This is a genomic window from Streptomyces sp. SCA2-17 (assembly GCF_044336695.1).
This window is the reverse complement of the sequence record NZ_CP117521.1, coordinates 3,350,284-3,363,305: the sequence shown is the minus strand read 5'-3', so window position 1 is coordinate 3,363,305 and position 13,022 is coordinate 3,350,284. Positions and strand designations below refer to the sequence as shown.

Annotated in this window: 9 protein-coding genes, 1 tRNA gene and 1 pseudogene; 5 read left to right on the top strand and 6 right to left on the bottom strand. The window is 69.5% G+C overall.

The genetic code is table 11. The features are described from left to right. Positions 1-139 precede the first annotated feature (139 nt). Positions 140-2,377 carry a transglycosylase domain-containing protein gene (locus PS271_RS15105; RefSeq protein ID WP_398382389.1) on the top strand — a complete coding sequence of 746 codons (2,238 nt, stop codon included), beginning with the start codon at positions 140-142 and terminating at the stop codon, positions 2,375-2,377. Positions 2,378-2,447: 70 nt separating this feature from the next. Here the strand turns inward: PS271_RS15105 and PS271_RS15100 are convergent, their stop codons facing one another. Next, complete coding sequence (locus PS271_RS15100) at positions 2,448-2,912, bottom strand: GatB/YqeY domain-containing protein (protein ID WP_356290473.1); 465 nt, start codon at positions 2,910-2,912, stop codon at positions 2,448-2,450. A 118-nt stretch (positions 2,913-3,030) separates the two neighbouring features. Here PS271_RS15100 and PS271_RS15095 point away from each other — a divergent pair, with 118 nt between their 5' ends. From PS271_RS15095 to PS271_RS15080, 4 genes are all read left to right on the top strand, one after another. Further along, positions 3,031-3,957 carry a metallophosphoesterase gene (locus PS271_RS15095; protein WP_120755348.1) on the top strand — a complete coding sequence of 309 codons (927 nt, stop codon included), beginning with the start codon at positions 3,031-3,033 and terminating at the stop codon, positions 3,955-3,957. Positions 3,958-4,006: 49 nt separating this feature from the next. Next, complete coding sequence (locus tag PS271_RS15090) at positions 4,007-4,768, top strand: Pr6Pr family membrane protein (RefSeq protein ID WP_398382388.1); 762 nt, start codon at positions 4,007-4,009, stop codon at positions 4,766-4,768. Positions 4,769-4,814: 46 nt separating this feature from the next. After that, positions 4,815-4,888: transfer RNA gene (locus PS271_RS15085), tRNA-Pro, on the top strand. Positions 4,889-5,040: 152 nt separating this feature from the next. Further along, positions 5,041-5,823 carry a GntR family transcriptional regulator gene (locus PS271_RS15080; protein ID WP_398382387.1) on the top strand — a complete coding sequence of 261 codons (783 nt, stop codon included), beginning with the start codon at positions 5,041-5,043 and terminating at the stop codon, positions 5,821-5,823. 171 nt (positions 5,824-5,994) lie between these two features. Here PS271_RS15080 and PS271_RS15075 read toward each other — a convergent pair. From PS271_RS15075 to sbnA, 5 genes and pseudogenes are all read right to left on the bottom strand, one after another. Then, positions 5,995-6,933: pseudogene (locus PS271_RS15075) on the bottom strand (hydroxyacid dehydrogenase); the annotation flags it as partial. A gap of 35 nt (positions 6,934-6,968) precedes the next feature. Continuing rightward, positions 6,969-8,558 (bottom strand): L-lactate permease, encoded by a 1,590-nt coding sequence (locus tag PS271_RS15070; RefSeq protein WP_398382386.1) that lies wholly within the window; start codon positions 8,556-8,558, stop codon positions 6,969-6,971. Continuing rightward, on the bottom strand, positions 8,555-10,564 hold the full coding sequence (locus tag PS271_RS15065) for an FAD/NAD(P)-binding protein (RefSeq protein WP_398382385.1): 2,010 nt from the start codon (positions 10,562-10,564) through the stop codon (positions 8,555-8,557). Before PS271_RS15065 ends, PS271_RS15070 begins: the two co-directional genes overlap by 4 nt. Positions 10,565-10,617: 53 nt before the next feature. Beyond that, positions 10,618-11,625, bottom strand: coding sequence for a 2,3-diaminopropionate biosynthesis protein SbnB (sbnB, locus tag PS271_RS15060; protein WP_398382384.1), 1,008 nt, complete (start codon positions 11,623-11,625; stop codon positions 10,618-10,620). A gap of 188 nt (positions 11,626-11,813) precedes the next feature. After that, positions 11,814-12,830, bottom strand: coding sequence for a 2,3-diaminopropionate biosynthesis protein SbnA (gene sbnA / locus PS271_RS15055; RefSeq protein ID WP_398382383.1), 1,017 nt, complete (start codon positions 12,828-12,830; stop codon positions 11,814-11,816). Positions 12,831-13,022 lie beyond the last annotated feature (192 nt).

The following is a 13,022-nucleotide window of genomic DNA, read 5'->3' as shown; positions in this document are numbered from 1 at the left end:
GCGGCAATACGGACACATCTCATCACCCACAAGAGTGAAGGCAGAGATGATGCTGAATCACACCGCAGTGACTGGCGTGAAACAGCGTAGGCGAACACACGGGCGTCTGTCCGCCGAATGAGAACGTAGGCTTCCCTCCATGGGTAAGAAGCGCTCGGGCGAGGGGTCCAACAGGACCCGGATGGCCGCCAAGTTCCTAGGTGTCAGCGTGCTCTCCGGGGCGGTTCTGGCGGGCCTGGCCCTGCCTGCCGTCGGGGCCTTCGGCCTGGTGGCCAAGGAGTCCGTCGAGGGGTTCGATGAGATCCCGGCCAGTATGAAGACCCCACCGCTCAGCCAGCGCACCACAATCCTGGATGCCGAGGGCGGCGAAATAGCCAAGGTCTACTCGCGGGACCGTACGGTCGTACCGCTGAACGAGATCTCCCCGTACATGCGGAAGGCGATCGTCGCCATCGAGGACGCGCGCTTCTACGAGCACGGCGCGATCGACCTCAAGGGCGTGCTCCGTGCGGCCAACAAGAACGCTCAGTCCGGCGGCGTCTCCGAGGGCGCTTCCACCCTCACCCAGCAGTACATCAAGAACATCTTCGTCGAGGAGGCCGGCGACGACCCGGACAAGGTCGCCGTCGCCACCCAGCAGACCATCGGCCGCAAGGTCAAGGAGCTGAAGTACGCCATTCAGGTGGAGAAGGAGCTCGGCAAGGACCGGATCCTCAACAACTACCTGAACATCACCTTCTTCGGGCAGCAGTCCTACGGCGTCGAGGCCGCCTCCCAGCGCTACTTCAGCAAGCGTGCCAAGGACCTCACCCTGGCCGAGTCGGCGATGCTGGCCGGCATCGTCCAGTCGCCGAGCCGCTACGACCCCGTCAACGCCCCGAACGAGGCCCTCAAGCGCCGCAACACCGTGCTGCAGCGCATGGCCGAGCTCAAGGCCGTCACGCCGGAGGAGGCCGCGGCCGCCAAGGCCGAGCCCGTCAAGCTGAAGGTCACCCGCCCCAAGAGCGGCTGCATCACCGCCGTCAGCGGCGCGGGCTTCTTCTGTGACTACGTCCGCGAGGTCTTCCTCAAGGACCCGGTCTTCGGCAAGACCAAGGAGGCGCGGGCCAAGCGCTGGAACGAGGGCGGCATGACGATCCGCACCACCCTCGACCCGCAGACGCAGAAGTCCGTCCAGAAGTCGATCACCGATCACGTCTACCAGTCCGACCCGGTGGCCACCGCGATCTCGATCGTGCAGCCCGGCACCGGCAAGGTGCTCGGCATGGGCCAGTCGCGCCCGTACGGCTTCGGCGACCACCAGACGCAGATCAACCTCTCGGCCGACAAGAACCGGGGCGGGTCGAACTACGGCTTCCAGACCGGCTCCACCTTCAAGCCGATCCTCGCGGCCGCCGCCCTGGAGGAGGGCATCTCGCCCAACAAGACGTACTCGGCGCCCTACCAGATGCCCTACCCGGACGCCGTGGACACCTGCACCGGCACGTGGAAGAACTCCGGCGGCGAGATGGTCAGCAACGAGAACCGGAGCGAGGTCGGCCCGTACGGGATGCGGGAGGCGACCGCCAAGTCGGTCAACACCTACTTCATCCAGATGATCGGCGACATCGGCACCTGCCCGGTGACGAAGATGGCGTCGAAGCTCGGTCTGCAGCCGGCCTCCGGTGCCGACATGGACCAGGTCCCGTCGATCGCGCTCGGCACGCAGGGCATGTCCCCGCTGACCATGGCCGCCGCGTACGCCACCTTCGCCAACGGTGGTACGTACTGCACGCCGGTCCTGATCACCTCGGCCACCGACCCGAACGGCAAGAGCCTGCCCGTGCCGAAGACCAAGTGCTCGCGAGCCATGTCCGAGCAGACCGCCGACACCGTGAACACGCTCCTCAAGGGCGTCGTCGAGGACGGTACGGGCAAGGAGGCCGGTCTGTCCGGGCGCGACAGCGCGGGCAAGACCGGTACGACGGACGGCCGCAAGGCCGCCTGGTTCGTCGGCTACACCCCGAACATGGCCGGCGCGGTCTGGGTCGGCGGCCCGGGCAAGGACGTCGAGATGGAGGGCATCACCATCGGCGGCCAGTACCACGACAAGGTCTACGGCGGCGACACCCCCGGCCCGATCTGGCGCGACGCGATGGCCGGCGCCCTGGAGGGCAAGGACGCCCCGAGCTTCGACACCGTGGCGGTCGGCGGCGGGGGCGAGCGCGGTGACGCCGGCAAGGGCGACACCGACAAGGGCGGCACGGCCGGCAACGGGCGCGGCAGGAACAAGCCGGGCGGCGGTGGCAACAAGCCGGGAAACGGCGGTAGCAAGCCGGGCGGCGGTAACGGCGGACGTCACAACCAGCCGGGTCCGGGCCAGGACGGCGGCCGCTGAGGCGTCTGATGTGCGTAAGCGAGGGGCCCGGACCGAAACGGTCCGGGCCCCTCGCTTCTGTGTATGTGGATCAGCCGGCGAGGAGCCGCTTGACCTCCGCGGCGACGCGGCTGCCCTCGGCGCGGCCGGCGACCTTGGGGTTCACGATCTTCATGACGGCGCCCATGGCCTTCGGCCCCTCGGCACCGCCTGCCTTGGCCTCGGCCACCGCCTCGCCGACGATCGCGGCGATCTCCTCGTCCGACAGCTGCTTCGGCAGGTAGGCGGCGAGGATCTCGCCCTCCGCGCGCTCCCGCTCGGCCTGCTCGGCACGGCCGCCCTTGTCGAACGCGTCCGCGGCCTCACGGCGCTTCTTCGCCTCGCGGGTGATCACCTTCTGCACCTCGTCGTCGGAGAGCTCACGGGCGGACTTGCCCGCGGTCTCCTCGTAGGCGATGGCGGAGAGGGTGAGCCGGAGGGTGGAGGAGCGCAGCTCGTCACGCGCCTTGATGGCGGTGGTGAGGTCGTCGTGCAGCTTGGCCTTGAGCGTGGTCATGCCGCAATCTTCGCATTGGGCGACGGATGACGCGCCGCATTAAGTCAGCCGGGGGGCGGCACCGGCTCATCCACAGCCCCTGAAGGGCAAGTCCCCACGGTCTGCGACCATGTACTCCATGCGCGCTCGATACGGAGTACCCCTGGGAATCGCGGCAGTCGGCGCGGCCGGCATCGCCTACGCCGCCGGCTTCGAGGTCCGGTCCTTCCGGCTGCGGCGGGTGACCGTGCCCGTGCTGCCGCCCGGAATGCGACCGCTGCGGGTGCTCCAGGTCTCCGACATCCACATGGTCTCCGGACAGCGCAAGAAGCAGCGCTGGCTGCAGTCGCTCGCGGGGCTGCGCCCGGACTTCGTGATCAACACGGGGGACAACCTCTCCGACCCGGAGGGCGTGCCCGAGACGCTCGACGCGCTGGGTCCGCTGATGGAGTTCCCCGGCGCCTACGTCTTCGGCTCGAACGACTACTACGGGCCCAAGCTGCGCAACCCCGCCCGTTATCTGCTGGAGCGGGCCAGCGGCCGGCACGGCCTCAACGGCAACGCCCCGGTGGTCGGCGCGATCCACAACCCCTGGGAGGAGCTGCGCGACGGCTTCGACACGGCGGGCTGGGTCAACCTCACCAACACACGCGGCGCCCTCAAGGTCGCGGGCTACGACATCGCCCTCACCGGCCTCGACGACCCGCACATCAAGCGCGACCGGTACGCGGAGGTCACCGGCGGCCCCCGCGAGGACGCGGACTTCTCCATGGCCGTCGTCCACGCCCCGTACCTCCGGGTCCTCGACGCCTTCGCCGCCGACCGCTACCCGCTGATCCTCGCCGGTCACACGCACGGCGGCCAGCTGTGCATCCCCTTCTACGGGGCGCTGGTCACCAACTGCGACATCGACCCCGAGCGGGTCAAGGGCCTCTCCACCCACAAGGCGGGTGGCCACCGCTCCTACCTGCATGTTTCGGCAGGCTGCGGCACCAACCGCTACACCCCCGTCCGCTTCGCCTGCCCCCCGGAGGCCACCCTCCTCACCCTCGTCCCCCGAGACTGAGCCGTAAGAGGGCCGGGGAGGTTCCCGGCCCTCGCCGTACCGTGTAGGGATGATCGACCCCATACCCTCCACCACCACGCGGCGAGGCACGACCGATGCGGCCGGCGTGCCCGCCTCCGCGGTCGTCCCGACCGGCCGCCGCCCCTTCGCGGCGGCCTTCCGCGCGCTCGTGGCCCTGGCCGCGTTCACCGGCATCGTCCTGGACACGATCGACTCCGACGACCTGGGCAGGCTCTTCAGCTACTTCACGGTCCAGTCCAACCTGCTGGTGGCGATCACCTTCGCCTGGTCCGCCCAGCGCGCCTGGACCGGACGCCCCGCCCTCTCCCCGCGGATCACGGGCGCCGCGCTGCTCTACATCTCCATCACGGGCCTGGTCTTCCACTTCGTGCTCTCGAACGACTCCAGCGGATTCGCCATGACCAGCGAGCGCACGCCCCTGGAATCGGTGGCCAACCAGCTCCTCCACACCGTGACCCCGCTCACGGCCGCCCTCGACTGGCTCCTGCTCACCGCGCCCGGCGGCTTCCTGCTGCGCCACGCCTGGCAGTGGCTGGCCTACCCCCTCTTCTACCTCCCGTTCGCCCTGGTCCGCGGAGCCCTCCTCGACCCCGGCACCGAGGGCCGCTACCCGTACCCCTTCCTTGACGTCGACCTTCACGGCTACGACGGCATCGCCGTCAACGCTGTCACCTTCGGTCTGGCCTTCTACGCCCTGGCCCTCACCCTGGCCCTCCTCGACCGCATCCGCCCCCACCTGCGCGCCCCCCGAAACCGGATTTCGTCTACGGGCTCCGGTCCGCTAAAGTAGAGATCGTTGCGCCGGAGACCTGCGAAATCAGGGATTCGGAGAACATCGGGGTGTAGCGCAGCTTGGCAGCGCGCTTCGTTCGGGACGAAGAGGTCGTGGGTTCAAATCCCGCCACCCCGACAGCTGAAAAAGCACTTCAGCCCTGGTTCTCTCAGTGAGAGAACCAGGGCTGAAGTGCTTTTTCGTGCACGCGAAGCGTCTCCTGAAGTCCTCTTTAGGAGTCGTATGCTGGATGCCATCAGCGCACAGGACAGTGAGCACGGTGAGCACCGATGGCTAAGGCGTACGAGCGGATCGCGGACGGCATCCGGGAGTCCATCCGGGCAGGTCAGATGGTGCCCGGTGAGCGTCTGGCTGCGGAGACCGCACTTGCGGCGGAGTACGGGCGGAGCGTTCCCACCATCCGTGAAGCGCTCCGGCTCCTGCGTGATGAGGGCTTGATCGAGAAGCAGCACGGGCGCGGCAACTTCGTCCGCCGTCCGCGGACGACGGTGCGGCGAACGAACCAGAGGCACCAGTGGGAGAAGGGCCGCGCCCGTGAACCCGAGGCGCTGCGGGCGGAGACCGGGGCCACCGAGCACGACACCGGCCTGCACGATCTCGTCTTCCACGCCTCCTACCGCGAGGCCAAGGCCGGCAAGGAGCTGGCGGAAGCGTTCGGCATCGCAGAGGGCGAGGTCCTCGTCGAGCGCTCGTACCGCACGCGGTGTGCCGCTGAGCGCGCGCCGTTCGCGCTGGTGACCTCCTACCTGGTCCGCGACATGGTCGCGAAGAACCCGGATCTCCTGGACGCGTCCAAGGAGCCGTGGCCGGGGGGTACGCAGAACCAGCTGTTCACCGTCGGGATCGAGCTGGACCGCATCGAGGAGCGCGTCACCGCCCGCCCGCCGACCCCGGAGGAGGCGGAGGAGCTGGAGCTCCCGGCGGGAACCGCTGTGCTCCTGCTGCGGGAGTCCTCGTACGACACCAACAACCGCGTTGTAGAGCTCTCCGACATCACGCTGTCCGGCGATCGCACAGAACTACTCTTCACCACTCCCCTGGAAAGGTGGTGAGTGCCGCCCGCCGGCGCGTCATCATCGTCACTGCTGTGCACGCACCCTCCGGTCACCACCTGGACGACGCCTATAAGTCGCTCTCTGGCACGCCGAGGGCGCGGGCCCGGCTCGGGGCCGGGCCCGGCGGGGGTGGGGTCAGGCGATGGCCTCGGCGAGGGGCTGAGGAGCGTTTACTGCGTCGGGGACCGGAGCGCCCTTCAGGGCCAGGGATACCGACCTCGCCACCTCCGTGCCCGCCTTCTCCTGGGCCTCTCGGGTCGACGCGCCCAGGTGCGGGGTGACCACCACGTTGTCCAGGCTGAGGAGAGGGGAGCCGGAGGGCGGCTCGGTCTCGAAGACGTCCAGGGCCGCGCCCGCTATGCCGCCGGTGCGCAGGGCGTCGGCCAGGGCGGCCTCGTCGATGATGCCGCCGCGGGCGACGTTGACGAAGTACGCGGTCGGCTTGGCCTTCCGGAGGGCGTCGGCGCCTATGAGGCCGATCGTTTCGGGGGTCCGCGGGAGGTGGACCGTCACGAAGTCGGCGCGGGTGAGGAGATCGTCGAGGCCGGTCATCTCGATGCCGAGTTCCGTGGCGCGATCACCCACCACGTACGGGTCGTAGGCGATGACCTTCATGCCGAAGGCGGTCAGCCGCTCGGCCACCAGCACGCCGATGCGGCCGAGGCCCACGATGCCGAGCACCTTGCCGGCGAGTTCCACGCCCGTGAAGCGGCTGCGTTCCCAGGAGCCCTGTTTGAGGGCGTGGCCGGCTTGCGGGACGTTGCGGGCCGCTGCCAGCAGCAGGGCGCAGGTCATCTCCGCGGCACTGACGATGTTGGCCGTGGGGGTGTTGGCGACGAGGACGCCGGCGCGGGTGGCCGCGGCGACGTCGACGTTGTCGAGGCCGACGCCCGCCCGGCCGATGACCTTGAGGCGGGGCGCGGCGTCGATGACCTCGGCGTCGGCGCGGGTGCCGCTGCGGACGAGCAGGGCATCGGCGTCCCGGACGGCTGCCAGCAGCGCGGCCCGGTCCGTACCGTCGACGTGGCGGATCTCGACGTCCTCGCCCAGGGCGCCGACCGCAGCGGGTGAGAGTGGGTCGGCTATCAGCACTACGGGGTGCTTCATTACCGTTCTACCGTTCTTCCTGTCGGTTGACTGTGTCACTGCCATAGGACCGCTATCGCTCCCGTCGTGAGGAACACGAGCGCGTGCACCGAGAGCACGGTGCGCAGCACCCACCGGGTGTCGACCGGGCTGACCGTCGCCGTAGCCGTCGCCGTCGCCGCTTCCGTTTCCGCCGGGGCTTGCAGCACCGGCGTCACCGTCCTGCCGCCCGATGCGGGCGTAGATGCGGACGTAGATGCGGACGTGGACGCCGATACGGACTCCCGCGCCGGCACGACCGCCGCGGCTTCCGGTCCCGGTGCGTTCTCCGCCAGCTGTGCCGCCAGGACGACACGGGCGCTGGAGGCGCCGGAGGCGAGCGCCGCGCTCACGTTCTGCACGGCCACGAGGTGGCCGGTGGAGTAGCCGAGCGCTTCGGCGGTGTTCGCCTGGCTGGCGGCGAACATCGCGTTGGCCCCGGTGTTGGAGCCGGCGAGGAAGCCGCCGATGGCACCGATCCACGGCGCGAGCACGAGGTAGGAGGAGCCGATCGAGGCGCAGGCTTCAGCGAGTTCGCGGCTCATGCCGGTGACGGTGAGCAGGGTGCCCAGCGTCAGGAACACGACCGTCGTCAGGGTCACCTGCCACCAGCGGCCGAGCGCGGCGCGAGCGGCCGTGCCCAGCACGGGCTCACCGGCCCCCAGCAGCTTCGGCGTGAGGGCGGCGGTCAGCAGCAGCCAGCCACCCGGGCCGGCGACGACCGTCCACCACCCCTCCTTGACGCCCGCCGACTCCAGGATCACCCGGCTCACCAGGAGGCCGGCGACGAGGAAGCCGTACGGGGAGAGGGTGCGGGCTATGGGCTCCCGCTGCGCGCCCGCGCCGTCCTTCTCCAGCAGCCGCGAGACCAGCAGCAGGACGACCATGGTGACGAGGCCGCCGAGGACGCCGGCCAGCGGCACGCCGATGAAGGTGTTGACGGCCCAGACGGTGCCCCAGAGGGCTGCCACGGCGAGCACCAGGTCGCCGGCCGACGCCACCGCGCGGCGCACGCCGAGCGCGACGATCAGCGTGGCCGATCCGGTGATGAGGAAGACCGGCGCGGAGAGCAGGGCGGAGTCGATGCCCAGTTGCTGGAAATCGACCCCTCCGAGCTCCGCCGCGACCAGGCTGCCCGGCGCCAGGGACCCCCACGGCACTGTGACCAGACCCAGCAGGCCGACCACGGCGGCCCTCGCGGGCGGCAGGCCCAGCTGACGCAGCAGGGGGATGGCCACGATGACGCCGATGCCGAAGCCGGTGAGCGATTCGGCGAAAGGCGTCACTCCAAGCATGACGAGTAGAACCGCACGACTGGGCGAACTGCAGGCACTGCCTATCCAGTTGCCCAGACGCGACTGAGCGCCCGTACGGGTCATCAGCTCGCTGAGCAGGATGCCACCGAAGAGGATGGCGGCCAGTTCGACGATCGTCGGCAGCATGTGCTGTTCGGCGTGGCCCAGTTCACCGAGCGGGGTGCGGAAGGACGTGGCCGTGATGACGATCGCGGTGGCCAGTGCCGAGAGGGCCGCGTAGAGCGCGCGTACGCCGAGGGCGAGGAGCCCCAGCGTGACGAGGATGGGGAGGGTTGCGAGAGCAGCGTTCACAGAGCCACCTTTGCGGATGATGTCTCTGTGGGTGACTCCTTTTCGGCCACCTCTGCCGCAGCCTCTGCTGCCCCGACCGCAGTCCCTGCCTCTGTCCCGGCCGCCCCGGCCGCCGCGAGCATCTCCACCACGCTCCTGTGCGCATCGCTCAGCGCCCGCGAGAACCCGCCCGGCGACGGCACGTAGTGGTTGTAGAACGTGGTGCCCTCGGACAGCGGCCCGAGCACCCACATGCGCTCGTCCGCCGAACCGTCGCTGCCGACCGGGTGCAGGCCGCGCGTGAGGTCGACGCCCCGGCTGTTCGTCACGGCGGACCGGTGGCGGCGGATGGTGCCCGTACGGACCAGGCCGGCGAGCAGCCGGCTGCCCGTACGGTCGACGTCCGGCTGGCCGGACGTGGCGTGGCAGAGCCAGTCAGCGGTGGCGGAGTACGGCTCGGCCAGCCGGGTGGAGGACAGCCGCCAGCAGGCGCCCTCCTCGTCCCAGGCCACTTCCGGTGCGGGGCCGAACGGGACGGCGACGACCCCGGCCCGCAGCAGGGCCAGCAGCTCTTGGTGCCGGTCCAGCTGGGGGCCGGTCACGGACCGGTTCAGTACGGCGGTGAAGGATCCGTAGAACTCGTCGTGGGACTTCTCGTCGAGACCGGCGAAGTCGACGGCCCTGCGTATCAGCTCACGACGGTCGCGGAGGACCTCCAGCGCGGCCTTGATCGGGCTGCCGGCCAGGCCCAGCTCCGCGTGCTCCAGGTCTTCCGCGAGGCGGCCGCCGTACCAGTCCTGGTAGGCGCGGCTGCCGGAGAGGCCGCCCGTCTCGGGGAAGAGCAGTTCATCCGGGTCCAGGGTCCCGAAGGCCGTGCGGTGCTTGTCGTCCAGCCCGGCCAGTACGGAGTCCAGGCGCCCGGCCGCGGCGGCCTCACGTAGAGCGTCCGCCGTACGTTCCTCCGCCGCCGGGCCATCGCCGAGGAGTGCGGCGCAGCGGAGGTGGAAGGCGATGCGCATCTCGGTACGGAGGAGCGGCAGCAGGTCGCCGTGGAGGCTCAGGCCGTCCTCGGGGGCGTCGGCCCGCAGGCGGTCGACGGCCTCCGCTGTGAACGCCACCGGCTCGTACAGCCCACCCTGGCGGTTGGCCCGGGGGCGGGCCCTGAACGGCAGCCCCGTACGGGAGTACAGGAGGATGCGGGGCTCGTCTCCGCTCGGGACGTACCGCAGCGTCCCGTCAGCAGCAGTGGTGTACTTGCCGCCGCGGCCGAGGGTGAGCGCTGCGAGGGCGTCCATGCCGGACAGCCCGGTACCCGCGAGGGCGACCGTCTGGCCGGGCAGGATGCCGGCGAACCGGCTCCCCGGCGGGTAGATCTCCCGGACCCTGCGGTCCTCCCCCGGCGGCCGGCCCTGCTCGGGCAGGGCGGCCGGCGGGGTGTGCCCGGTGGTGAGGAAGACGAACGGGGCGGTCAGGACGCCGCCGTCGTCGAGGACGATACGGCGGTTGCCGTCGGGCAGGACCGTGAGTTCCGCCGCCTCGGTCCGGTGGAACCTGATCGTAAGGTGGCCGGGCGCGCGGTCCAGGACCCGCTGGAGGAACCACGAGAGGTACTCGCCGAGGATGCGGCGCGGAAGGTAGTCGTCCTCCCGAATCTCGCGGCTTGCGGGGCCTACGGAGCCGGCCGGGCCGAGCGTGTAGCCGTCCTCGGCCAGCCGGAGGCCGCGCTCACGGACCCATTCGTAGAGGTTGGGCCCGCGGTCGCCGACGGTATCGCCGACCGTGGCCTCCTCGGGGAAAGGCGAGACCTGGCTGCATGTGGTGTTGAGCAACAGGTAATCCGGCTGGGCCGGGTCGTGAATGCCGATGGCGTCGCACCGCGGATCGACGATGTCGACGGTGAAGGGCCTGCCGCCCCATTCGGAGGCCGAGGTCAGGGTGACGATCCGCTCCAGGACACCGAGGCCCCGGGATCCGAAACCGATGATGCAGACGCCGGGTTCCGTAGACAGAGGCGACCGAGGAGACAAAGAGTTAGTGGGAAGAGATGGAGAAAAAGGTGTGGTGCTCGGAGAAGTCATCGTCACCACCGCCGGGTCTCGCCGAAGAAGTCCGGCACGTCGACCGACTCGCCGCTCTCGCGCGCCGTGCGGTAGACGTGCATGCCGACGGCGAGGTCGAGGACGCCGAGCCCGAACGGGGAGAAGATCACCGGCCGGTCCTTGACGGGCTGGACGTCGCCGCGGATGACGTCCGCGAGCGTGCCGTCGATGAAGTCGCGGTGCCCGTACTTCTGCTCGGCCAGGTGGGGCGAGGTGTTGGCGGTCATGCAGTGGTCGATGTCGTCGAGGATGTTCTGCGCGCCCAGGATGATCTCCGGCCCGATGTCGCGCAGCGAGACGTTCAGCACGACCTGGCCGGCGGCGAAGGAAGCGGGGTCCGTGATGTACGGCTCGCCGGCCGTGGTGGCCAGGACCACGAGGTCGGAGCCGGTCAGGGCGGCCGTCAGGTCATCCTCGGTGGTGGCTCGGTGGCCCAGCGAAGAGGTGGCGTACTCGGCGAAGGCCTTGCTGTACTCGGGCAGCCGGTCGTGGATGACCAGCTCGTCCACGGACCACTCCTGGGCGGTGAAGAACTCCAGGATGTTGCGGGCGATGATGCCCGCGCCGACGATGGTCAGCCGCCGGGCGGTGCGTCCGCCGGTCAGCTGCTCCGCGGCCAGGACGGCAGAGGCGGCGGTGCGGGCCGCGCTGATCTGGGAGGCCTCCAGGCAGGCGAAGGGATAGCCCGTCTCGTAGTCGTTGAGGAGGAGGGCCGCGGAGGCGCGCGGGAACCCCTTGGTGATGTTGGCCGGGAAGCTGCTGATCCACTTGATGCCTGCGACATCGGCGTTGCCGCCCAGGTAGGCGGGCAGGGCGATGATGCGGCTGTCGGGCTTGTCGGGGAAGCGCAGGAAATAGCTGTTGGGGTTGACCGACTCGCCCGCGTGGTGGGTCAGATAGGTGTCGCGCACCTCCGACACGATCTGCTGTCGTGTGCGGCCGATGATGTCTCGTGCGGTCTTTCCGCCGATGACGCTGAACTCGAACATTGTTTTCCCTTCGGGGACTTCGGATCGCGGACTGGAGGTCGGAGGCGTACGGGCTTCAGACGCTGACGCTTGCGGCCTGCATGGCATTCGCGGCCAGCACCATTCATGACCAGCACCAAGTCATGACCGGCACGCGTTCATGACCGGCACGCATTCAAGGCCCGCACGCATTCATGGCCTGCACGCATTCATGACCGGCATGACTGCGCCGGGACCCTTGGCTCTGCGCGTGACGGAGAACTGTCGGACGAGGGCATTGCCGCCTCCGCACCGAACCGTTCCCGTACCCACGCGTCGTCGTAGATGGTGCCGAGATAGCGGTCGCCGAGGTCGGGTGCGATCGCCACGACCCGGGCGCCGGAAGGGATTTCCGCGCGCCGGCGCTCGACGGCGGCCAGCACGGACCCGGTCGATCCGCCGGCCGCGATGCCGCGCTGAGCGGCGAGCAGGCGGCACATGTGCACGGCTTCGATCTCGGGGACCATGACTACGTTCCCGATCTGTTCCGGATCGAGGATCTCGGGCCGCCTGCTGGTGCCCAGCCCCGGTATGTGGCGCCTTCCGGGCGGGTTTCCGAAGGTGACGGAACCTACGGTGTCGACGGCGATCACCTTTGTCCGCGGGGAGTTCTCCCGGAAGTACGTGACGCAGCCCATCAGCGTCCCGGTGGTTCCGGCGCCGACGAAGAGGTAGTCGACGTCGAGCCCCTCCTTGACGATGGCGGCCGCGGTGCGCTCGTAATGCGCCCTGGGATTGGCCGGGTTGGCGTACTGGTTGGGCCAGACGAGTTCGGGATCGCCGGCGACGCGCCGGTGGATGTAGTCGATACGGGACTGCAGGTATCCCCCGTTGCTGTCCCGCCGGTCGACGGAGACGACCTCCGCCCCGTAGGCCTGCATCAGCGCGATGCTGTGGGCGGACGTATTGGGGTCGACCACGCAGGTGAAACGGTAGCCGCGGGCGGCGCACACCGAGCTCAGCGCGATGCCGAGATTGCCGGAGGAGGATTCGATGACGTGCCCGCCGGGCCTCAGGAGCCCCCGGTCCTCCGCATCCTCCAGCAGGCCGACAGCGGCTTTCATCTTGATGGAACCGGCCGGGTTGAATCCTTCGACCTTGAGCAGGAGATTGACTCCTGATATGAAGCCGGACAGGTCGAGAAACACGTCGTCCAGAATCATTTCGTGAGTGCTCTGATAGATCATTGATCGCCTCGCATTTTCCGCGTACCCCGGGTTTCCCCGTGTCCCGGGCGGGCCGGCGTGACGGCGGGCTGCGGCAGGTGGGAAGGTCACCGACCTGCTCTGTTCCACCGGCCTGCTGCTACGAGCGCGTCAGCGAAAGAGGCTGTAGGAAACGCGTACTCCACATTGGATCCCCCCGTTGCGCGGCGGCAG

Bases quoted from the DNA above. Each gene is read 5' to 3' on its own strand.
- PS271_RS15105 (WP_398382389.1), top strand. From the start codon at position 140: ATGGGTAAGAAGCGCTCGGGCGAGGGGTCCAACAGGACCCGGATGGCC.
- PS271_RS15100 (WP_356290473.1), bottom strand. From the start codon at position 2,912: ATGACCACGCTCAAGGCCAAGCTGCACGACGACCTCACCACCGCCATC.
- PS271_RS15095 (WP_120755348.1), top strand. From the start codon at position 3,031: ATGCGCGCTCGATACGGAGTACCCCTGGGAATCGCGGCAGTCGGCGCG.
- PS271_RS15090 (WP_398382388.1), top strand. From the start codon at position 4,007: ATGATCGACCCCATACCCTCCACCACCACGCGGCGAGGCACGACCGAT.
- PS271_RS15080 (WP_398382387.1), top strand. From the start codon at position 5,041: ATGGCTAAGGCGTACGAGCGGATCGCGGACGGCATCCGGGAGTCCATC.
- sbnB (WP_398382384.1), bottom strand. From the start codon at position 11,625: ATGTTCGAGTTCAGCGTCATCGGCGGAAAGACCGCACGAGACATCATC.
- sbnA (WP_398382383.1), bottom strand. From the start codon at position 12,830: ATGATCTATCAGAGCACTCACGAAATGATTCTGGACGACGTGTTTCTC.